A 19,727-nucleotide genomic window follows, 5' to 3' on the forward strand; every position below is an offset into this window, starting at 1 on the left:
TGAACATGGATAACAGTGGATAGGCGGGGCGGCCGCGGTAATCTTGAAGGTAGCGGGTTTTCTGACGGTTCAGGTAATGCTCGATCGGTTGCCAATCGATCACCTGCTCCAGTTTCAACAAAGGAAAGCGGTCGATGTGTTTGGCAATCATGGCTTGTGCGGTTTGCTGAAAGAAGGTGCTCATGAAAAATCCTCTAAATATCTTGGTAATGAATTTAAGGGATTTGAGGGAATTTTGCAAAGGTCTCGTGCTGTTATAAAATTTCAGTATATCAGAAAATACATTCCAATAATTATGAAAACAAAATAGATTGAAGAGACTATCAATGCTATTTTGAGTCAATTCTGTATTTCAATATTTATTTACCTGAAAACTTAAAGTAAAGAAAAGATAAAGCTCCATAAACCAATGTTGATACTGCACCAAATAACAGCGATCTAGGAAAGTTAAGTGGAAAAATTGAATAATAGGCAGCTAATACCATAAGTATAAAAAATATTCCTGTAGAAACTAATACTTTAATTTTTAAATTCATAATTTACCTATAGATTTTATTAATAAATTGATAAGCATAACCGAGAGTTCGGTTATGCTCGGTTTTTTTTATTTCTTTAAAGATAATAAATTATATTTAGATAATTTATTATCTTTAATTTACCACCATCCGGTAGCCAAATAGCCTGCTGCACCGGCTAACCCACCACCGACTGCACCCCAGCCAGCACCTGCAGCTGCACCTGGAAGAGCACCAACACCACCGGCAGCAGATCCTGCTACACCACCAGCAACCGCGCCTCCAACAGCACCTGTTACAACTCCGTTAGCTGTGGCACGACCAAATTCTTTCCAGCTCCAAGCGCCGCCAGCAACTAACTCAAGTTCGTTCATGGTCAATTCATGTGCATTCAGCATCAATGTTTGCATCTTACTATTCCTTTCGAAATTATGGTTAATTGAAGATTCAGGATTAAATGCCATTGGCATAATTAAATCCTGTTTGCATATTACCATTTCAATTTGCCTATGATTTTTTTTAAGCAAAGAATTGTTTTTTTGTTGTTGTTATCTTTTTTATTTCCGTTTTTTTGGTTTAAGTTATGACATTTTTATGAAAATGTCATTTCAAAAATTAACAATTATGTTTTGAAACGGTTATTAAGATTTATATATTTAAAATATTAAAATGAAAAGAATGCCTGTCTGAAATGATCTTTTCAGACAGGCATTCTTAATGCTGATTTCTCCGGGCCCGGCTTATTTTGTTTCCGGTTCGGGAATCTGAAACACTTGCCGCAGATAGGCCAGGAAAGTGTTGTTATCGGTCATGGTTTTGCCGGGACTATCGGAAAGTTTGGCAACCGATTGGCCGTTGCATTCCACCAGTTTCAAAACGATGTTCAGTGTGGTGTGCCCCATGTCGTTGGTAAGGTTGGTGCCGATACCGAAGCTGGTTTTGAAGCGGTCTTTGAAATACTGGTGCAGCGCCCATGATTTTTCGATATCGAGGCCGTCGGAGAAAGTGAGCATTTTGGTGCGGCTGTCGATTTTGAGCTTATTATAGTGGCCGTAGGCTTTGTCGCCCCAAACGTAAGGGTCGCCGCTGTCGTGGCGCAGGCCGTCGAACAGTTTGGCAAAATAAAGGTCGAAATCGCGCAGGAAAGCATCCATGCCCACAACATCGGTAAGGGCGATACCTAAATCACCGCGGTATTCGCGCACCCAGCTTTCAAGGGCGGCTTTTTGGAAGTCGCGCAGGCGGAAATCCAGTGCTTGGAATGCCTGCAAAAATTCGTGTGCCATGGTGCCGATGGGCGTGATGCCGAGCTTTTTGGCTAAAAACACGTTACTGGTGCCGCGCACAATTTCGGGGGCGGCAGCATATAGGGTTCTAATCACATGTTCTTGCCAGGCTAAATTGTAGCGGCGGCGGGTGCCGAAGTCGGAAATTAAAAAAGGCGGGTCGTTGGGGTTTTGAATGGAAGCCAGCTCTTTCAACCGCTCGGCTTTGGCTTGCAGACGCCGTTCGCCTTCGTCCAGCACTTCGGGCGTTTCGAGGCGGCGGAAATAGAGTTCGTTAACGATGGCGAGAATGTAAATTTCGAAAAACATCGCCTGTATCATCGGGCCTTCCACTTTGACGTGCAGGCGGCCCGTATCATCGGTGCTGACTTTGACAAAGCGGCGTTTGAGCTGGAAAAGCTCCATGTAATCTACGAAATCGCTTTTGATAAAGCGCATGGCGCGCAGATAATCAAGCTCGTCTTGCGTGAGTTTCAGCTCGCACAGACAATCCAATTCGCGCTCTAAATCGGCTTTGATGTCGGCCAGCGGGTAAACGGTTTGGTCGTTGTTGCGGCAGCGGAATTCATACACGCCGTGGGCTTGCGGGAATTGGTGCAGAATTACCTGCAGCATGGTGAATTTGTATAAATCGGTGTCGAGCAGGGAGCGGATAATGGGGGTATTCGACATATTTTTGTTCCCGTATGGAAGAATTTGTTTAATTAAAACATGTTTGTTTGCGTTTGTGTGATTTATTATGGGCAATGCCTGTCTGAAAATTTTCAGACAGGCATGGTTGGTTTATATCTCTTCTATACTTGAATCGCTTTCCTCAATATCTTCTACCGTGCCGCTTTGGGCATGAATTTCGATTTCGGCAAAATTCTCCGGCTGCACAATACGCACCAATCCTTCTTTGGCCAATTCGAGCAGCGCGATAAAGTTTACCACCACATAGGCGCGCCCTTGCTCTGGCCGGAATAGTTCGGAAAACCGGCAAAACCCGCTTTGCAGGCGGCGCAGAATGCTGCTCATCTGTGCACGCACGGAAATGGCTTCCTGCACCACTTCATGCGAACGGGTATGTTTGGCGCGCGATAAAATGCCGAGCCACGCCTGAGTGAGGTCGGCTACTTGGATTTCCGGCAATTTGGCTTCCACTGCAATTTCCAACGGCAGATAAGCCCATGCGAAATCGCGGCCTGCGCGGGGCAAGGCATCAAGCCCGGCGGCGGCGAGCTTCATCTGTTCGTAAGCGAGCAGACGGCGCACCAGCTCGGCGCGGGGGTCGGCGGCTTCTTCGTCTTCCAAAGGTGCGGGCTGAGGCAGCAACAGGCGTGATTTAATTTCAATCAACACGGCCGCCATCAAGAGGTATTCTGCCGCCAAATCGAATTGATGCGCTTCCATCTGAGCGATGTAGTGCAGATATTGCTCGGTGATTTTGGTCATCGGAATATCCAACACATCAATATTCTGCTTGCGGATCAGATAAAGCAGCAAATCCAGCGGCCCTTGAAAGCTGTGCAGCACAACTTTGAGCGCATCCGGAGGGATAAATAAATCCTGCGGCACATCGGTAACCGGTTGCCCGAAAATCCAGGCAACGGCATGTTCGTTGTGAAACACGGGTAGGGAGGGCTGTATCATTTCAATTAAATTTGATTGTCGTCAATCAGGCGCTTGATGTAGCGGCCTTTGGTGAATATAAACAAGGCATTGTAAGAGCCCGCTCCGTCGCTGTTGCGGGCAAACAAGTAGATTGTATCTGTTTTCCGGTTGTAGAAGCAGCTGTGGTATTGAACATTGGGCTGGAATAAATTGTCGAAATCGGCTTCAGGCACGGCAGAGTGGCCTTGTTTGCCGTTTAACACAATGCTGCGGTAGGCTAGGGTGGGCGGCGTTCCGTCGTTACCGATAGCGGGTTTGCGTTTGTATCGGGTAAATGTATAGATATTATATTCTTTATTGTGAAGTGCCGTGAAATCCTGCCGGTGCAGAGGGAAATCGAAAGCACCGGTCTTCACAGTTAAACGATATGGCCTCATGCCGCAACCGAACTGGTTGTCTGAAGATGCGGAAGGCAGCTCGGGATAGCTATGTATGGATTTCAGCCGGGAGTAATGCATGGTGCCGCTAATCGTACGGCCTTGCGGGGTTTGGTAGCTGACTAGGCGCCAACCGTCGTCTTCTTCATCATAAAGTAGGGTAACAATAGCACCATCGGGCACTTTGCCGATAATCTTGCTGTTCGGCGAAGGCTGGCTGCGGATATTGGCATAGCCGTCGGCATCTGTTACTTGTGCGAAATCGGCATAGGCCGGCAGGCTTAATGATAAGAATAAGAAAGTGGCAGTCGTTTTCATGGGTTTGTGATGTTTTCAGACAGGCATTGTTTGGCCAGATAATCAATTGCAGCCTGTGCGCAATATAAGCCGAACGACGCGGTTACCAGCATGCTCGCGCCATAGCCTGCGCACGACAAACCTTGCGGCACGCTGCCGGTTTCACATACTTCGCCTGCTTGCGGCGGCGTGATGTTTTCTGTGGAAAATACGCACGGCACGCGCATGGTTTTTTGTGTGTCGCGCGTAAAGCCGTAGCGTTTGCGAAGTGTGTAGCGCAGATTGGCCAAAAGCGGGTCGTGGGTTACGCGGCTTAAATCGGCAGTTTGGATTAATGCCGGATTTTTTTGCCCGCCTGCACCGCCGCTGAGAATAAATGGTTGTTTGTGCTTCACAAAATAATCGGCCATGGCGGCTTTTACGCGGATTTGGTCGATGGCGTCAATCACAAAATCAAAGCCGCTTCCAAACAGCTCTGCCAGATTGTCTTCGGTAACAAAATCTTCGATTTCGGTTACTTTACAGGCAGGATTGATTTGGAGGATGCGTTCGTGCAGCGAGCTGACTTTGGCTTTGCCGAATTCCGAAGTGAGTGCGGGGAGCTGGCGGTTAACATTGGATTCGGCTACATTATCCAGATCAATCAGGGTAAGGTGGCCGATGCCGCTGCGCGCCAGCGCCTCTACCGCCCACGAGCCCACGCCGCCTACGCCGACAACGCACACATGTGCACCGGCGAAGTGTTGCAGAGCCGCGTGGCCGTAAAGCCGTGCAATGCCGCCGAAGCGTCGGGAAAATAATGAAGATTGGTCAATCATAATCAGACGTGACTTTGTTTTAAGTCAAAATAGTCAAAAAAATACCGACAAAAGCGGGAAGCTCTATTATACTGCAATCAGACAAGAATGAATTTCATTAGGCTTGTTACACTTCAACCCATAACGATAAGGAGAGAGCTATGTACAAACATTTGGTTGTCGCAGTAGATGGCAGCACAACTTCCCTAAATGCATTGAAGCATGCGTGTGAGCTGGCCGTAGTCGGAAAATCCAAACTTACTTTGGTTCACGTTGCCAACCCCGCTGAATATATGGCTTTGGCTCCTGAGTTTTTACAGCACGAAAGCTATGAAGCGGCTGCTGTGGCACAGGGCAATGAAGTGCTTGAGTTTGCAGAAAAAACAGCGCGCGATACTGGTGTTGCCGATGTCAACACGTATTTGCTGGTTGCATTGAAAGGCGCCAGAGAAATGGCGCAGGAGCTGGTGGATTATGCCGATAATAACGGTGCCGACTTGCTTGTGTTGGGAACGCACGGTCGTAGCGGCTTGATGCATTTGCTGATGGGCAGCTTTGCTGAAACCGTGATGCGACAAAGCCATCTGCCTTTGCTGGTTATCCGCAGCCAGCCGGAAGAGCAGGAATAAGTCTGATAAACAATCATGCCTGTCTGAAAACGAGCACCGCGAGTTTTCAGACAGGCATTCTTTATTTAATCAGGCTTTTGATAAAGCAAAAAAAATCGCCCCTGAAAAATCGGGGGCGCAAAAGGAACACAAACCACTACCAAAAATCGTTACAAAGCAAAACTTTTCATTCTTTCGTTTGCCGGATACAGCGCGCGCATTAAGTCGTGCGGCGATATCGTGAAATCTTGCGTATTATCAATGGTTAACCGACCTTGCTGCGGTGAAAGCTCTACCAAACATGCTTGATTCTCCCGGTTGCTTTGAAAGCGGCGGCGGAGTGCTTCGGCAGCGCGGCGGTAAACCGAATCTTTTTTGTGTACTGTGCGGGCGGTTGCTATCCAGCTAATGCGGGCACGTTCTTCCTCATCTTCAATCAAGAGGATACCGGGCTGCGGTTGGCTGGGTGCATCGCCGTCATTTTCAAGCCACATGTAATACAAACCGTCCAAATTAACCAATGCCGCATCGTGTATTTGTGAACCGGTTGCCACAAGGGCAGAAGCATTTTGCCGGTGCAGCCTTAAAATATCAGGAGCTAAAGACCAAAACAGACTTTCAGACATTTTGTCCTCCTAAATCTCAAGCTGGTTAATCGGGTATTGCTTGTGTGATTTATAGCGATAATAAATCAATATTTTTAATTTTGCAAATGATAATTGTTATTATTTTTGTGATTTGAAATAACTTTATGATTTTTATAAAAATAAAATATACGGAGAATTGGTTAAAGTTGACTGATTTACTCGGAAAATATGAAAAACAAGGGTTTTGAGGGTTGTTCAACAAAGTTGGTAATTTCAGCTAAAATACGCGTGTTTTTAGAAAAGCAGATAAATTATGAGCCATAACCGCCAAATTATCCTGGACACAGAAACCACAGGTTTTAAACCTAATATGGGCGACCGTATACTGGAATTTGCCGGTATTGAAATGAAGTCGCGCCAGCTTACGGGCAGCCATCTGCATCTTTATATCCATCCCGACCGAGATATTCCTGAAGATTCGATTAATGTGCACGGCATCACTTTGGAGAAGCTGGAAGGTGAACCGAAATTCGAAGAAGTGGGGCAGCGGATTGCCGATTATTTGCGCGGCGCGGAATTGATTATTCATAACGCGCCGTTTGACGTGGGCTTTTTGGATATGGAATTCCAGCGCATGGGGCTGCCGACCATCGGGGAGCTCGGTTGTAAAGTTACCGATACGCTGGCGATGGCGCGCGAAATGTTTCCGGGGCAGAAAAACAGCTTGGACGCTTTGTGTAACCGCTTGGAAGTGGACCGTAGCAAGCGCGTGTTTCACGGTGCATTAATCGACTGCGAATTGTTGGCGGAAGTTTATCTTTCCATGACGCGCGGCCAGTTCAGCTTGGTTGACGATATGGCGGCTGAAACCGAAGAAACTTTTTCGGTGCGCAGAACCGCCCGCCCGGCCAGTTTGAAAGTGTTGCAGGCTTCGGAAGAAGAGTTGGCCGAGCATGAAGCTTATTTAGATGCGTTAGACAAGGCAGTCGGCGGCGTTTGCCAGTGGCGCAAAGAAAAAGAAGCAGAAGGTGCTGCATGAGGCGCAATATTGCTTTGATTCCGGCTGCAGGTGTGGGCGAGCGCTTCGGTGCGGGCAAGCCGAAGCAATATGTGGAAATTGTCGGCAAAACGGTATTGCAACATACATTGGATGTATTTTTGAATTGCGCGGCTATTGATAAAGTGGCGGTGGTGTTGTCGCCCGAAGATAATGTTTTTCAGACAGGCATTCATGAAAAACTGCATGTGCTGAAAGTGGGCGGAGAAACGCGTGCTGAAAGCGTGCGCAACGGTTTATTTGCTTTGTTACAGAGCGGTTTGGCCGAAGATACCGATAATATTTTGGTGCACGATGCTGCCCGTTGCTGCTTACCGCAAGCGGCTTTGCTGCGTTTGATTGAAACGGCGGGAGCATGTGAAGAGGGCGGCATTCTGGCGGTGCCGGTGGCAGATACGTTGAAACGTGCGGCAGATAACGCGATTGATGCTACCGTGCCGCGAAGCGGCTTGTGGCAGGCGCAGACGCCGCAGCTTTTCCGCGCCGGTTTACTGCGCCAAGCGCTTGCCGTGCCGGATTTAAGTGCGGTTACGGACGAGGCTTCTGCCGTAGAAATGCTTGGGGTGCACCCGCGGCTGGTGTTGGGTGATGCACGCAATCTTAAGCTCACGCTGCCGCAAGATGAATATATTGTGCGGCTTTTATTAGAGCAGGCAGATTGAGTTTTCAGACAGGCATTGGGTTAATCCAATGCCTGTCTGAAAACATTCGAATAAAATTGAATCAGATTTAAAGGAAATATATGAATATCCGTATTGGGCAGGGTTATGATGTGCATCAGCTGGTGGAAGGCCGCCCTCTGATACTCGGCGGTGTAACCATTCCGTTTGAAAAAGGGCTGCTTGGCCATTCTGATGCCGATGCGCTGCTGCATGCCGTAACCGACGCGATTCTCGGTGCGGCGGGCTTGGGTGATATCGGCAGCCATTTCCCCGATACGGCGGCAGAGTTTAAAGATGCCGACAGCCGTGTGCTTTTGCGTAAAGCTTATGAAGCGGTTCGGGCAAAAGGCTGGCGCGTAGTGAATGTAGACACTACAATCATTGCGCAAAAGCCGAAACTTGCGCCACATATTGCCGCAATGCGAGCGAACTTGGCGGCGGATTTGGGTATTGGGCAAGATTGCGTTAACATTAAGGGCAAAACCAATGAAAAACTCGGCTATCTGGGCAGAATGGAAGGTATTGAAGCGCAGGCAGCAGTTTTATTGATGGCTGTATAATTGTTTATTGATACTTGGTCTTTAGGAGAAATTCATGGCAACACAAGACGAATTGAAATGCATGGCGGCGGAAAAAGCAGTAGATTTTATACCGGAAAACGAATATATCGGTATCGGCACCGGATCGACTGTGAATTATTTCATCAAAGCATTGGCAGTAAGCGGTAAGAAAATAAAAGGTGCGGTTGGCACTTCTCAAAAAACGCTCGAGTTGATGGCTGAATACGGCATTCCCAAAGTAGAACTCGGCGATGTATCGCGCTTGGCCGTGTATGTGGACGGTGCAGACGAAATCAACCACACCTTGCAAATGATTAAAGGCGGCGGTGCGGCGCATTTGCCGGAAAAAATCGTAGCCAGCGCATCCGATTTGTTTATCTGCATCGCCGATGAAAGCAAATATGTAACACGTTTGGGCAAATTCCCGCTGCCGGTAGAAGTGGTGCCGATGGCGCGTTCTTTGGTTTCGCGCAAGCTTGTGGCCTTAGGCGGGGAGCCGGAGTTGCGTTTGGGCTGCCATACTTTACATGATAATCTGATTGTGGATGTGCACGGCTTGGATTTATCCAAACCGCTGACAATGGAAGAAACCATCAACAATATTCCGGGTGTGGTGGAAAACGGTATTTTTGCCCGCAATGCCGCCGATATTTTGATTTTGGCCAAACAAACCGGTGTGGAAGTGATTAAAATCCGCTAAGCTTGAGCCGTGAGATGGTCCGTCTTCAAATGCCTGTCTGAATGTTTCAGACAGGCATTGTTTTTCAATTGTAAAGATTTATTTATATTTTGCTGTTTATATGTTAACCTCACAGGCATAAAAGAAAAACCATGCAATACATAACGGTAAACGGCTATGTCGGCATTTCGCTGTTTTGAAATATTGGAAACAACGTTGCCGGTAATTTGATAAAAAGTAGTTCAAGGAGATGATTATGAAACAGCTCAAATCATTTGTGATTTGGGGCTTGGTGGTATTGGTCGGTCTTGCCTCCTTTACCACGCTGGCGATGAGCCGCGGGGAGCAGGTGAGCGCGATCTGGATGGTTTCGGCCGCCATTTCGGTGTATTGCATTGCTTACCGCTATTACAGCCTTTATATCGCCAACAAGGTGATGCAGCTTGATCCGAACCGCCTCACGCCGGCTGAGCGGCACAATGACGGTTTGGACTATGTGCCGACACACAAGGGCGTGTTGTTCGGCCATCATTTTGCCGCGATTGCCGGAGCAGGGCCGCTGGTAGGGCCTGTGTTGGCCGCACAAATGGGCTATTTGCCGGGCACGCTCTGGATTATTTTCGGCGTGGTGTTTGCCGGTGCCGTGCAGGACATGATGGTGCTGTTTGTTTCCATGCGCCGCGACGGTAAATCGCTGGGCGATATTGTGAAGCAGGAATTGGGCACCGTGCCGGGTGTGATCGCTTCCATCGGTATCCTGATGATTATGGTCATCATTATGGCGGTGCTGGCACTGATTGTGGTGAAAGCTCTGGTACATAGCCCGTGGGGCACGTTTACTATCGCTGCAACGATTCCGATTGCTTTGTTTATGGGTGTTTATACGCGCTATATCCGTCCGGGCAAAATCGGTGAGATTTCTATTGTCGGTTTCATTTTGCTGATGCTGGCGATCGTGTACGGTGAAAATGTGGCGCATAGCTCTTTTGGCCAGTGGTTTGATTTAGACGGCGTAGGGTTGACTTGGGCGATTATGATTTACGGCTTTGTTGCCGCTGTGTTGCCTGTTTGGCTGCTACTTACGCCGCGTGATTATCTTTCCACTTTCTTGAAAATCGGCACCATTATCGCATTGGCTATCGGTATTGTGATTGTGAATCCGCCACTTTTGATGGATCCGGTAACCAAATTTATCGACGGCACCGGCCCGGTTTTTTCAGGCAGCCTTTTCCCGTTCTTGTTCATCACGATTGCCTGTGGCGCTGTTTCCGGCTTCCATGCGCTGATTTCTTCCGGCACTACGCCGAAGATGGTGGAAAACGAAACCCATGTACGCATGATTGGTTATGGCGGCATGTTGATGGAAAGCTTTGTGGCGATTATGGCTTTGGCTGCCGCCGCTTCGCTTGATCCGGGCGTGTATTTCGCGATGAACAGTCCCGCCGCGCTGATTGGTACGGATGCAGCCAACGCAGCTTCTGTGATTACCAATAAGCTGGGCTATCCCGTTACGGAAACCGCTTTGCTGCAAATGGCGAAAGATGTGGGCGAAAACACCATCCTCTCGCGTGCAGGTGGCGCGCCAACATTGGCGGTGGGTATGGCCAATATTATGAGTCAGCTGATTTCCGGCCCGGGTATGATGGCTTTCTGGTATCACTTTGCGCTGCTGTTTGAAGCCTTGTTTATTCTTACCGCAGTGGATGCCGGCACACGCGTGGCGCGCTTTATGATTCAGGACTTGGGCGGCGTGTTTTACAAACCGTTCTCCAACACTGACAGCCTGCCTGCCAATTTGGTGGCCACCTTTATGGCAGTGGCATTGTGGGGTTATTTCCTTTACACCGGAGTAACCGATCCGTTGGGCGGTATCAATTCATTGTGGCCGCTTTTCGGTATTGCCAACCAAATGCTGGCGGGCGTGGCATTGATTATGTGTACGGTTGTATTGGTGAAAATGAAGCGCGAGCGTTATATGTGGGTAACTTTGGTGCCGGCCTGCGGTGTGTTGTTTGTCACTTGCTATGCCGGTTTGCAAAAACTGTTCCACAGCGACCCGCGTATCAGTTTCCTGTCGCATGCCGCCAAATATCAGGCCGCGTTGGATAAAGGCGAAATTCTGGCACCGGCAAAAGATGCAGCACAAATGTCGCGCATTATTTTGAATGACTATGTCAATTCTGGTCTTACTGTATTATTCTTGTCAGTAGTGGTTGTGGTAGCGTTCTATGGTGTGCGTGTTGCGCTCAAAGCCAGCAAAATCGCTTGGCCGACCGCAAAAGAAGTGCCTGCCGTTATGCGCAACGAAGTAACAAAAACAGAGGTTTGATATGTCTTGGAAGCAACGCATCCGAAAACTGTGGAAAAACACACGCATGGCCGCCAACTTGATGGCCGGCGTGCCGGATTATGAAAATTACGTTGCCCGACAGCGTAAACACAATCCCAATGCACCAGTGATGACGGAATTGCAGTTTCAAGATTATTGCAGCAAGCGCCGTTGCGGCAGTAATGGCGGTAAATGTTGTTGAGATAAACCTGTGTTAAATTTAGAAAGCCACCCGTATTCGGGTGGCTTTTGGTTTTCAGACAGGCATATTAGTAAATAGTCATGGTTCGTCATGCTTGGGCTTGACCCGAGCATCTCCTAAAGTTGCTGGAACTCAAGATACTTGGGTCAAGCCCGAATATAAAGGGTTTACTATTTTTTTAAGTTTATTTGTGATTGTTACGGTTGAGTTGGATATTAGAAATCCCGTTCAGGTTCAAGCCCGCGATAATTCATGCACTTTATCCACCAGCACCTTTACATGCTCAGGATTGGTAAACTGGTTGATACCATGCCCTAAATTGAATACATGCCCGCTGCCGTCGCCATAGCCTTTTAGAATGCGCACCACTTCGGCTTCAATGCTCTGCGGTGTACCGAATAGCGCAAACGGATCGAAGTTGCCTTGCAATGCTACTTTGTCGCCCACACGTCGGCGTGCGTCGGCAATATCGCATGTCCAATCCAGGCCCAGCGCATCGGCGCCCGCTTCAGCCATTGCTTCCAGCCATAAACCGCCGCCTTTGGTAAACAGAATCACCGGCACGCGGCGGCCTTCGTTTTCCCGCAGCAAACCGGCCACAATCTGTTTCATATAGCGCAGGCTGAATTCTTCAAATGCAGGTGGTGTGAGCACACCGCCCCAAGTATCGAAAATCTGAACCGCTTGTGCGCCCGCTTTAATTTGCTCGTTCAGATAAGCTGTAACCGCTTCTGCATTAACCTGCAAAATATGATGCAGCAAATCCGGTCGGGCATACATCATGGATTTAATCGTGCGGAATTCCTTGCTGCTGCCGCCTTCCACCATATAACATGCCAGTGTGAAAGGGCTGCCGGAAAAGCCGATCAGCGGCACCCGGCCGTTCAAAGCTTTACGGATGGAAGAAACCGCATCAAAAACATAAGTCAATTTTGCCATATCCGGTGCGCGCAGGGCCAGCACATCTTGCTCTTTCTGCAGGGGGCGTTCAAACTTCGGCCCTTCTCCCTCAGCAAAATATAGCCCTAGGCCCATTGCATCGGGCACGGTCAAAATATCGGAAAACAAAATCGCGGCATCCAAATCAAAGCGATCCAGCGGTTGGATGGTTACTTCGGTTGCCAATTCCGTGTTTTTGCACAAATCCAGAAAACTGCCTGCGCGCGCGCGCGTTTCCTTATATTCACTCAGGTAACGTCCCGCCTGCCGCATCAGCCAAACCGGTGTGTAATCCACCGGCTCTTTCAACAAGGCACGCAGAAAAGTATCGTTTTTAAGCTGGCTCATTCTGATTTTCCCAATAAGGTTAAACAGGCTGCATCATAACATACGCCTGTCTGAAAATGCCTGTCTGAAACGATTTATAGTTGCTTAGCTTGATTTTTTGCGGTGATGCAGTGATTGTTGTTTGAATGCGTGTGGAGCGGTATGGGAAAGTTGACGCTGTATCAAAAACAGGATATAGTTTCCGACTTTACGCGCCCATCGTCTAGAGGCCTAGGACACTGCCCTTTCACGGCGGCAACCGGGGTTCGAATCCCCGTGGGCGTGCCAGATTCTGTAAAGATCCGCTTGGTTATTCACGTGGATTTTTTTGTTTTCTGTATTTGAAGCATATTGTTATGTTTCTTATATGAGCTTTAACACAAGATAAAAAATAAGCTTCTGAATTTCTCAGAAGCTTATTTTTTATCTTGGTGCCGGCGGCAGGATTCGAACTCGCGACCCCCTGATTACAAGTCAGGTGCTCTACCAACTGAGCTACACCGGCGTTTGAAGAATTGAAATTATACAGGCTCTTTATTTTTTGACAAGGGTTGGGATAGTGTTTTTTGTGCGATGTTTGTCATCATTTTGTTTTTTAATAAATAAAAATATAAAAATTGTTGGTTGAGTGATTGTTGATTTAATGCAATAGTTGAGAATTTTGTCGTGTGCTGTGCATGCTTGTTATAAAATGCACTCTTTTTCACTGGGTTATGGGTAATTTTATGGCTCGCCATCCTTATCATCGTGTTCGTACGCAGAGTTTTGACTTGCCGGAGGTCGGTATTTCTGAGGAGGGAAATATCCGCTCGATGCATTTGGGCAGTGAAACGATTCAGAGTTCGATGAATTTGGATAATCCTTCGGAGCTTGTGCTTTCTTACAGCCGCGCGATGATGGCTTGGCTTTTGTTTATGGATGCGCCGGAGCATATTACGCAAATCGGATTGGGCGGCGGTTCGTTTGCACGTTGGATTGATGCGTTTTTGCCGGAAACGAAGCAAACTGCGGTGGAAATTAATCCTCAGGTTGTGAATGTGGCGCGGGGTTTGTTTGAGCTGCCTTTTGAAGAGGATGGTTTTGAAATCGTGGTGGCTGATGGTGCGGATTATGTAAAAACCTTGCTGGGCGGTACGGATGTGATTTTGGTGGATGGTTTTGATGGTGAGCAGATTATTGACGCTTTGGTAAGCGAGGAGTTTTTTCGGGACTGCCGCCGTGCGCTGAGTAAGAATGGTGTGTTTGTTACAAATTGGTGGAGTGGTGACAAACGCTATGCTTGTTTTGTGGAAAGCTTATTGAATGTTTTTGAAGGGCGGGTGCTGGAAGTGCCGGCCGAGAGCCACGGTAATGTAGCTGTGATGGCGTTTCAGAATACGCCTAAGGATCAGCGTTTGGATAGTTTGAAGAAACGGGCCGAAAAGTTGTGTGAGGTTTATGGATTGGATTTTCGCCGTATGTTGAATGATTTGAAAGCGAATAATCAAAACAATGGTAAAACTTTTTATTTATGATGCTGTGATGCCTGTCTGAAAATGGTTTCAGACAGGTATGAAATAGCTTGATAATCTTGTTGAGCTATCGGGTTTAAATTTTATTTAAAGATGTATATTGTTTATTAGGTTAAGGAATGTTTTGTGGTTTTGAAATATGATCTGGTTTGGGTGGATGGTCCTTCGGGTAAGTTGGAAACAATTTATTTGGCCGCTCAGGGTGCGGAACGCGGAGTGGCTGTTATCAACCATCCTAATCCTTTGCAAGGTGGAACAAACACGAATAAGGTGATCCAAACGGCAGCCAAGGCTTTGGCGGCATTGGGTTTTCATTGTTATTTGCCGAATTTCCGCGGTGTGGGCAATAGTGAAGGGATGCATGACTATGGTGTAGGCGAGGTTGACGATTGTGTGGCGGTGGTTGATTTTGCTCGAATGCAGCATCCTGATGCGGAAAAGCTGGTGATAAGCGGGTTTTCTTTTGGCGGCTATGTGGCGGTGTTTACGGCGCATGTGCGTGAACCGGATTTGCTTTTTTTGATGGGGCCTGCACTGCATCATTATGAGCGACGGGAGCCGGCAGCGCCGAATGCATCGAAAACGTTGATTTTTCATGGGGCGGAAGATGAGGTTGTTGCTTTGCAAAAATCGTTGGATTGGGCGGCACCGCAAAATATTCCGGTAATTGTGTTTCCGCAGACATCGCATTTTTTTCATGGCAAGCTGGTTCCTCTGCGTGATGCGGTATCGCGTTTTGCGCCGGTTGTGTTGGGAATGTAAGTTGTGTGGGATGGCGGCAGTGGTTGAAGGATATGGCTATCAAGCTATAGCAAAAACTTAACTTTTGCTATGTCGTTGCTGCCTTGTATCAAAAATAAGTTTATTTGTTATAAATAACAATGCCTGTCTGAAAGTTTTCAGACAGGCATTGAGTTTGCTGGTTGTTATAGTTACATGGTGATGTATTTGATTACTTAGACGCAAATGTATTGCACTGGGCGGGATCGCCGCTTTGCAGACCGCGTTTGAACCATGCGAGACGTTGCTCGGATGTGCCGTGGGTGAAGCTGTCGGGCACAACGTAGCCTTGGCTCTGCTTTTGCAAACGGTCGTCGCCTACGGCCTCTGCGGCGTTGAAAGCTTCCTGTAAATCGTTTTCATCAAAAAAGCCTTGGGCGGCGATATAGTTGCCCCAAATGCCGGCATAGCAGTCGGCTTGCAATTCCAGCTTAACTGACAATTCGTTGGCTTTTGCTTTACTCACTCCTTGCTGCATCTGGCTAACTTGCGGCAGTATGCCGGTAAGGTTTTGTATGTGGTGGCCGACTTCATGGGCAATCACATAAGCAAAAGCGGTATCGCCTTCCGCGCCAAGCTTGCGGCGCATATCTTCATAAAATGATAAATCAAGGTAAATTTTTTTATCGGCAGGGCAGTAAAACGGGCCAGCAACCGCTTGGCCGTAGCCGCAGCCTGTTTGGGTGCCGCCCGTGTAAAGCGTCATCACAGTCGGCTCATAGCGGGCATTGTGTTTTTTAAAATAAGCCGACCATACTTTTTCAGTGTCTCGTAACACAACACTGGAAAGCTCTTTGAGTTGGCTTTCGAGTTTGCTGTCGATTTGGGTTTGCGGGCCGCTTTGTATGGCTGTGCCGCCTCCTACGCCGCCGACAATACCAGATAAATCTATGCCGTAATAAGCGCCGATTAATAAAACGATGATGCCTATAATTCCCGGTCCTTTGCCACCGCCTCTGCGTGGACTCTGACCGCGTCTGTCTTCTATATTGCTGCTTTGTTCACGACCTTCCCAGCGCATAATGTTCCTTATATTTTCAATGGTGATAAATAGTTTATTATAAATTATTCTGTTTATTGCCGAAGATTATTGGATGAATGGTCGGATGACGCTCTGAAAAAGAATTAAGAAACTTCTGTGAAACTACTGTGTGCGGCGCATTCTTGCATTGTGATTTGTATTATTCTCTTATCTACAATATAGGGTGCCTTATGCTTGTTGCGTTGTCATGCTTTGAACTGCATTTGTATCTATGTCTTTATTGAAAATAAAAAAACGCTGTCTTTGGATTGCAAAGACAGCGGTCAAGGATTGCATTATGAAAGGATTACAAAAATAGGAAAATACAGATACTGTTGGTACTAGTATCAGATTTTATGCCGAAAGTGGTTTCATTCAATCGACATAAATGAAATGTACATGAATTTGTAATAGATGACAAGCTTTTTATTTCTTTTGTAACTACCACTGTCTTTTCATTTTATCAAGCTGTCGTCTGTCGCGCTTGGTTGGGCGGCCTTCAGGATAAGCTGCTGTAACACGGCTGGTTTGATCAAGCAGTTTTTGTTCCTCGCGTTGTTTGGCAACCGTGGCATCTTCTTCATAAAGCAACCGGGCTTCAGGAGCGGGGCGGCGCTGATGGTTGAGCGCCTGAACAGTAACCAAGTAGGGCAGCGAGTTGAGGGTAAGGTGGATTTTGTCGCCGACGCAGATGTTTTTGCTGTTTTTGACCTTATTGCCGTTCACGAGAATCCGCCCGAGTTCGATATGTTTTTGTGCCAGCGCCCGTGTTTTGAAAAAGCGGGCTGCCCACAGCCATTTGTCGAGCCGCATGGTGTGTTTGTCTTGAGATTCGGTCATTGTTGGTTGATGCTGTTGGTATTTTCAGACAGGCATTAGTGTAGCATATTTGTTTTGTGTGCAAGGATAAGGAATGAATGCCCGGAGGCTGCATTTTTTACTTGCCCAACCGCCGTTTATCGCGTAAATTCGCTTTTTATTTATCATTGCATATTTGCCATTTAAACTGGTTTCAGATTTAGCAAAAGAAATCAGGGAAATGGATAAAGACATCATTTTATGAAGCCCGTTTTTCTAGATTTCGAGCAATCAATTGCCGAATTAAACAATAAAGTTGAAGAATTGCGTTTTGTGCAAGACGGATCTGCTGTTGATATCAGTGAAGAAATAGATCGTCTGCAAAAGAAAAGCAGCGATTTAATTAAGTCTATTTATAGCAAACTGACACCTGCACAAGTATCCCAAGTTTCACGGCATCCCCAGCGTCCTTATACTTTAGATTATATAAAAGCTTTGTTCACAGACTTCCAAGAGTTGCACGGCGACCGCCATTATGCGGATGACCATGCCATCGTAGGCGGTTTGGCGCGTTTCAATGATCAGAGCGTAGTGGTTATCGGCCATCAGAAAGGCCGCGATACGAAAGAGAAAATCCGCCGTAATTTCGGTATGCCGCGTCCGGAAGGTTACAGAAAGGCTTTGCGCCTGATGCATCTGGCAGAAAAATTTCATTTGCCGGTGCTGACATTTGTTGATACGCCGGGTGCTTATCCGGGCATTGGTGCAGAAGAGCGTAATCAGTCTGAGGCGATTGGTAAGAATCTGTATGAATTAACCAAACTGCGTGTGCCGGTGATTTGTACGATTATCGGCGAAGGCGGTTCGGGCGGTGCGTTGGCCATCGCTGTGGGCGATTATGTGAATATGCTGCAATACTCGACTTATTCGGTTATCTCGCCTGAGGGATGTGCATCTATTTTGTGGAAAACGGCAGAAAAAGCTGCGGATGCCGCACAGGCTTTGGGTATCACGGCAGACCGTCTGCTTAAATTGAACTTAATCGACAGAGTGGTGGAAGAACCTTTGGGCGGAGCGCATAGAGATCATGGTGAAACTATGAGCCGTTTGAACAAAGTTTTAACTGAGCAGTTGCGTGAAGCGCAATCTATGCCTATGTCTGATTTGCTGACGCGCCGCTTTGATCGGATTATGGCTTACGGCCAATATTTTGAAAAATAAGCACTGTATAAGTTTTATAAAGATTGAGGAAGGTAAGCGGTTGCTTGCCTTCTTTGTTTTTGATGAGGCGGGTATGATATGCCTGTCTGAAAATACGGATATGAATAATCATGTTATCTGACTTGGATAAGCGCTTATTGTCCAAACTGTCAGTTTCATTCGATCGTTGTGTGAGTCAGGGTGCTTCGATAGAGGTCGGGCTGAGTGGTGGTTTGGATTCAATAGTTTTACTGCACTTGCTTAACCGCTTGAGAAATGACAGACAGTTTGATTTATGTGCGGCACATATTCATCATGGTTTGCAGGTTGCTGCGGATGATTGGCCGCGATTTTGTGGTGAGTTTTGTCAAACGCTTCATATTCCTTTTCGGGTGGAGTATGTTCAAGCGAATACTGAAAAAATTGGCGTGGAGGCGGGCGCCAGACGAGCGCGTTATCAGGCTTTTGTGCAGAGTAGAGCAGATATCGTAGCATTGGCGCATCATCAAGACGACCAGGTGGAAACATTTATGCTGTCCGCTTTGCGAGGCAGTGGTATTAGGGGGTTATCGGCTATGCCTGAGTTGCGTGCGTTGGGTAAGCGGCATCAGTTATGGCGCCCTTTATTAGAAATAACTCGGGAGGAGTTATCGGCTTATGCGCAGCTTCATTGTTTGCAATACATTGATGACCCTAGTAATTCTGATGAATCTCTATTGCGTAATTGGTTGAGAAATACGGGCTTGCCTATTTGGCGTGAGCGTTTGCCTTTTTTAGACCGTCATATTATGGCAAGCGTCAAAACACTTCAGGAAGAGTTGGCGGTATTGGAGGAAGTGTCTGAACAGGATAAACAGACAATTTATCATTCAGGTTTTTTTGATTGTGTTGTTTGGCGTAAGTTAACTGCGGCGCGTCAAAGCAGGCAGTTGTTGTTTATGGTAAAACAAAATAATTTGGGCATTCCTACTCAAGCATCGCTTAATGATTTCCGCCGGGTTTTAAATGAATGTGGAAATGGATCGGCAGAATGGTGTTTGCATGGCGGTAAAATTTATGCTTACCAGAACCGTTTGTTTTGTGTTCACGATAATTGGTTGGATGATTGTGTCTGGCTGAAAAAAACATGCCTGTCTGAAAATAGTGAGGCTTCTTTAAATACTGTATTAGAGAAGGCTAATTTTAAGCTGTGTAGACATTTGTATGGGCTTCGTGAAGATGTTTTAGAGCAGGTTGGCAATATCAGGGCGGTAAGTACCGATGATATGATTGAATTGACCGTTGGGCATAAAAAAGTACGGAAATTATTGCAAGAATGCAAGATTCCCCCCTTTGTTAGGCCATATTGGCCTGTCATCACCAACCAAGAGGGCCAGTGTATTGCTGTGGCAAATTTATGGGTTAATCCCGGTTATGCCTGTCTGAACGGTGTTGTTCCGTATTTTGAAAAATTTAATTGCTTTGTTTTGGAACCAAAGTAAAAGTAGAGTGTCATAGTTTGTAAGGATTAAAGACGCTCCGCTTTCGCTTTCCTGATGCATT

20 protein-coding genes, 2 tRNA genes and 1 pseudogene are annotated in these 19,727 nt (G+C 47.0%); 12 read left to right on the forward strand and 11 right to left on the reverse strand.

Annotated features, from left to right (window positions below; translation table 11 throughout):
* From AKG09_RS10785 to AKG09_RS10810, 6 genes and pseudogenes are all read right to left on the reverse strand, one after another.
* Nucleotides 1–184, reverse strand: a pseudogene (locus AKG09_RS10785) (IS5/IS1182 family transposase); the annotation flags it as partial.
* Nucleotides 185–655: 471 nt separating this feature from the next.
* Nucleotides 656–1,042, reverse strand: a complete 387-nt coding sequence (locus AKG09_RS10790; protein WP_197272151.1) for a hypothetical protein — start codon at nucleotides 1,040–1,042, stop codon at nucleotides 656–658.
* A gap of 213 nt (nucleotides 1,043–1,255) precedes the next feature.
* On the reverse strand, nucleotides 1,256–2,473 hold the full coding sequence (pncB, locus tag AKG09_RS10795) for a nicotinate phosphoribosyltransferase (protein ID WP_054619454.1): 1,218 nt from the start codon (nucleotides 2,471–2,473) through the stop codon (nucleotides 1,256–1,258).
* 111 nt (nucleotides 2,474–2,584) lie between these two features.
* Nucleotides 2,585–3,433 (reverse strand): ScpA family protein, encoded by an 849-nt coding sequence (locus tag AKG09_RS10800; RefSeq protein ID WP_054619455.1) that lies wholly within the window; start codon nucleotides 3,431–3,433, stop codon nucleotides 2,585–2,587.
* 5 nt (nucleotides 3,434–3,438) lie between these two features.
* On the reverse strand, nucleotides 3,439–4,149 hold the full coding sequence (locus AKG09_RS10805; protein WP_054619456.1) for an SH3 domain-containing protein: 711 nt from the start codon (nucleotides 4,147–4,149) through the stop codon (nucleotides 3,439–3,441).
* The gene (locus AKG09_RS10810; RefSeq protein WP_054619457.1) at nucleotides 4,146–4,946 is read right to left on the reverse strand and encodes a ThiF family adenylyltransferase; all 801 of its coding nucleotides are present in this window, start codon (nucleotides 4,944–4,946) and stop codon (nucleotides 4,146–4,148) included. Before AKG09_RS10810 ends, AKG09_RS10805 begins: the two co-directional genes overlap by 4 nt.
* Before the next feature lie 140 nt (nucleotides 4,947–5,086).
* On the opposite strand from AKG09_RS10810, the gene AKG09_RS10815 reads away from it, so the two are divergent.
* Nucleotides 5,087–5,554: a universal stress protein gene (locus tag AKG09_RS10815; protein WP_054619458.1), complete on the forward strand. Its 468-nt coding sequence runs from the start codon at nucleotides 5,087–5,089 to the stop codon at nucleotides 5,552–5,554.
* A gap of 149 nt (nucleotides 5,555–5,703) precedes the next feature.
* Here the strand turns inward: AKG09_RS10815 and AKG09_RS10820 are convergent, their stop codons facing one another.
* Nucleotides 5,704–6,159 carry a hypothetical protein gene (locus tag AKG09_RS10820; RefSeq protein WP_054619459.1) on the reverse strand — a complete coding sequence of 152 codons (456 nt, stop codon included), beginning with the start codon at nucleotides 6,157–6,159 and terminating at the stop codon, nucleotides 5,704–5,706.
* A 274-nt stretch (nucleotides 6,160–6,433) separates the two neighbouring features.
* Here AKG09_RS10820 and dnaQ point away from each other — a divergent pair, with 274 nt between their 5' ends.
* The 6 genes from dnaQ to AKG09_RS10850 all read left to right on the forward strand — a co-directional run bounded on the left by dnaQ (nucleotide 6,434) and on the right by AKG09_RS10850 (nucleotide 11,609).
* Entirely contained in the window at nucleotides 6,434–7,159 is a 726-nt protein-coding gene (gene dnaQ / locus AKG09_RS10825) for a DNA polymerase III subunit epsilon (RefSeq protein WP_054619460.1), read from the forward strand.
* A complete protein-coding gene (gene ispD / locus AKG09_RS10830; protein ID WP_054619461.1) occupies nucleotides 7,156–7,839 on the forward strand; it encodes a 2-C-methyl-D-erythritol 4-phosphate cytidylyltransferase in 684 nt (227 codons plus the stop codon). The genes dnaQ and ispD overlap by 4 nt, the downstream gene beginning before the upstream one ends.
* Before the next feature lie 80 nt (nucleotides 7,840–7,919).
* Nucleotides 7,920–8,399 (forward strand): 2-C-methyl-D-erythritol 2,4-cyclodiphosphate synthase, encoded by a 480-nt coding sequence (gene ispF / locus AKG09_RS10835; RefSeq protein ID WP_054619462.1) that lies wholly within the window; start codon nucleotides 7,920–7,922, stop codon nucleotides 8,397–8,399.
* A 34-nt stretch (nucleotides 8,400–8,433) separates the two neighbouring features.
* Entirely contained in the window at nucleotides 8,434–9,099 is a 666-nt protein-coding gene (rpiA, locus tag AKG09_RS10840) for a ribose-5-phosphate isomerase RpiA (RefSeq protein WP_054619463.1), read from the forward strand.
* Between the two features lie 235 nt (nucleotides 9,100–9,334).
* Complete coding sequence (locus tag AKG09_RS10845; RefSeq protein ID WP_054619464.1) at nucleotides 9,335–11,407, forward strand: carbon starvation CstA family protein; 2,073 nt, start codon at nucleotides 9,335–9,337, stop codon at nucleotides 11,405–11,407.
* A gap of 1 nt (nucleotide 11,408) precedes the next feature.
* Nucleotides 11,409–11,609, forward strand: a complete 201-nt coding sequence (locus AKG09_RS10850; RefSeq protein WP_054619465.1) for a YbdD/YjiX family protein — start codon at nucleotides 11,409–11,411, stop codon at nucleotides 11,607–11,609.
* A gap of 234 nt (nucleotides 11,610–11,843) precedes the next feature.
* Here the strand turns inward: AKG09_RS10850 and hemE are convergent, their stop codons facing one another.
* The gene (gene hemE / locus AKG09_RS10855; RefSeq protein ID WP_054619466.1) at nucleotides 11,844–12,896 is read right to left on the reverse strand and encodes a uroporphyrinogen decarboxylase; all 1,053 of its coding nucleotides are present in this window, start codon (nucleotides 12,894–12,896) and stop codon (nucleotides 11,844–11,846) included.
* A 191-nt stretch (nucleotides 12,897–13,087) separates the two neighbouring features.
* Between hemE and AKG09_RS10860 the strand changes: the two genes are divergently transcribed.
* Nucleotides 13,088–13,163, forward strand: a tRNA-Glu gene (locus AKG09_RS10860).
* A gap of 141 nt (nucleotides 13,164–13,304) precedes the next feature.
* Here the strand turns inward: AKG09_RS10860 and AKG09_RS10865 are convergent.
* Nucleotides 13,305–13,380, reverse strand: a tRNA-Thr gene (locus tag AKG09_RS10865).
* A gap of 220 nt (nucleotides 13,381–13,600) precedes the next feature.
* On the opposite strand from AKG09_RS10865, the gene AKG09_RS10870 reads away from it, so the two are divergent.
* Together AKG09_RS10870 and AKG09_RS10875 are read left to right on the forward strand one after the other, a co-directional pair.
* Complete coding sequence (locus AKG09_RS10870) at nucleotides 13,601–14,389, forward strand: polyamine aminopropyltransferase (RefSeq protein WP_054619489.1); 789 nt, start codon at nucleotides 13,601–13,603, stop codon at nucleotides 14,387–14,389.
* A gap of 123 nt (nucleotides 14,390–14,512) precedes the next feature.
* Nucleotides 14,513–15,148, forward strand: coding sequence for an alpha/beta hydrolase (locus tag AKG09_RS10875; protein WP_054619467.1), 636 nt, complete (start codon nucleotides 14,513–14,515; stop codon nucleotides 15,146–15,148).
* A 190-nt stretch (nucleotides 15,149–15,338) separates the two neighbouring features.
* On the opposite strand, the gene AKG09_RS10880 is transcribed toward AKG09_RS10875, so the two are convergent.
* Nucleotides 15,339–16,187, reverse strand: coding sequence for a neutral zinc metallopeptidase (locus AKG09_RS10880; protein ID WP_054619468.1), 849 nt, complete (start codon nucleotides 16,185–16,187; stop codon nucleotides 15,339–15,341).
* A gap of 441 nt (nucleotides 16,188–16,628) precedes the next feature.
* On the reverse strand, nucleotides 16,629–17,027 hold the full coding sequence (locus AKG09_RS10885; protein WP_054619469.1) for an RNA-binding S4 domain-containing protein: 399 nt from the start codon (nucleotides 17,025–17,027) through the stop codon (nucleotides 16,629–16,631).
* Between the two features lie 219 nt (nucleotides 17,028–17,246).
* Between AKG09_RS10885 and AKG09_RS10890 the strand changes: the two genes are divergently transcribed.
* Nucleotides 17,247–18,206 (forward strand): acetyl-CoA carboxylase carboxyltransferase subunit alpha, encoded by a 960-nt coding sequence (locus AKG09_RS10890; protein ID WP_054619470.1) that lies wholly within the window; start codon nucleotides 17,247–17,249, stop codon nucleotides 18,204–18,206.
* Nucleotides 18,207–18,316: 110 nt separating this feature from the next.
* Nucleotides 18,317–19,666, forward strand: coding sequence for a tRNA lysidine(34) synthetase TilS (gene tilS, locus AKG09_RS10895; RefSeq protein WP_054619471.1), 1,350 nt, complete (start codon nucleotides 18,317–18,319; stop codon nucleotides 19,664–19,666).
* Nucleotides 19,667–19,727: the final 61 nt, after the last annotated feature.

Origin of the sequence: Neisseria sp. 83E34 (assembly GCF_001308015.1) — a bacterium.
Classification (GTDB): domain Bacteria; phylum Pseudomonadota; class Gammaproteobacteria; order Burkholderiales; family Neisseriaceae; genus Neisseria.

What these genes read in the sequence shown, in the direction of transcription:
- pncB (WP_054619454.1), bottom strand. Translation starts at nt 2,473, where the DNA reads ATGTCGAATACCCCCATTATCCGCTCCCTGCTCGACACCGATTTATAC.
- AKG09_RS10800 (WP_054619455.1), bottom strand. Translation starts at nt 3,433, where the DNA reads ATGATACAGCCCTCCCTACCCGTGTTTCACAACGAACATGCCGTTGCC.
- AKG09_RS10805 (WP_054619456.1), bottom strand. Translation starts at nt 4,149, where the DNA reads ATGAAAACGACTGCCACTTTCTTATTCTTATCATTAAGCCTGCCGGCC.
- AKG09_RS10810 (WP_054619457.1), bottom strand. Translation starts at nt 4,946, where the DNA reads ATGATTGACCAATCTTCATTATTTTCCCGACGCTTCGGCGGCATTGCA.
- AKG09_RS10815 (WP_054619458.1), top strand. Translation starts at nt 5,087, where the DNA reads ATGTACAAACATTTGGTTGTCGCAGTAGATGGCAGCACAACTTCCCTA.
- AKG09_RS10820 (WP_054619459.1), bottom strand. Translation starts at nt 6,159, where the DNA reads ATGTCTGAAAGTCTGTTTTGGTCTTTAGCTCCTGATATTTTAAGGCTG.
- dnaQ (WP_054619460.1), top strand. Translation starts at nt 6,434, where the DNA reads ATGAGCCATAACCGCCAAATTATCCTGGACACAGAAACCACAGGTTTT.
- ispD (WP_054619461.1), top strand. Translation starts at nt 7,156, where the DNA reads ATGAGGCGCAATATTGCTTTGATTCCGGCTGCAGGTGTGGGCGAGCGC.
- ispF (WP_054619462.1), top strand. Translation starts at nt 7,920, where the DNA reads ATGAATATCCGTATTGGGCAGGGTTATGATGTGCATCAGCTGGTGGAA.
- rpiA (WP_054619463.1), top strand. Translation starts at nt 8,434, where the DNA reads ATGGCAACACAAGACGAATTGAAATGCATGGCGGCGGAAAAAGCAGTA.
- AKG09_RS10845 (WP_054619464.1), top strand. Translation starts at nt 9,335, where the DNA reads ATGAAACAGCTCAAATCATTTGTGATTTGGGGCTTGGTGGTATTGGTC.
- AKG09_RS10850 (WP_054619465.1), top strand. Translation starts at nt 11,409, where the DNA reads ATGTCTTGGAAGCAACGCATCCGAAAACTGTGGAAAAACACACGCATG.
- hemE (WP_054619466.1), bottom strand. Translation starts at nt 12,896, where the DNA reads ATGAGCCAGCTTAAAAACGATACTTTTCTGCGTGCCTTGTTGAAAGAG.
- AKG09_RS10870 (WP_054619489.1), top strand. Translation starts at nt 13,601, where the DNA reads ATGGCTCGCCATCCTTATCATCGTGTTCGTACGCAGAGTTTTGACTTG.
- AKG09_RS10880 (WP_054619468.1), bottom strand. Translation starts at nt 16,187, where the DNA reads ATGCGCTGGGAAGGTCGTGAACAAAGCAGCAATATAGAAGACAGACGC.
- AKG09_RS10885 (WP_054619469.1), bottom strand. Translation starts at nt 17,027, where the DNA reads ATGACCGAATCTCAAGACAAACACACCATGCGGCTCGACAAATGGCTG.
- AKG09_RS10890 (WP_054619470.1), top strand. Translation starts at nt 17,247, where the DNA reads ATGAAGCCCGTTTTTCTAGATTTCGAGCAATCAATTGCCGAATTAAAC.
- tilS (WP_054619471.1), top strand. Translation starts at nt 18,317, where the DNA reads ATGTTATCTGACTTGGATAAGCGCTTATTGTCCAAACTGTCAGTTTCA.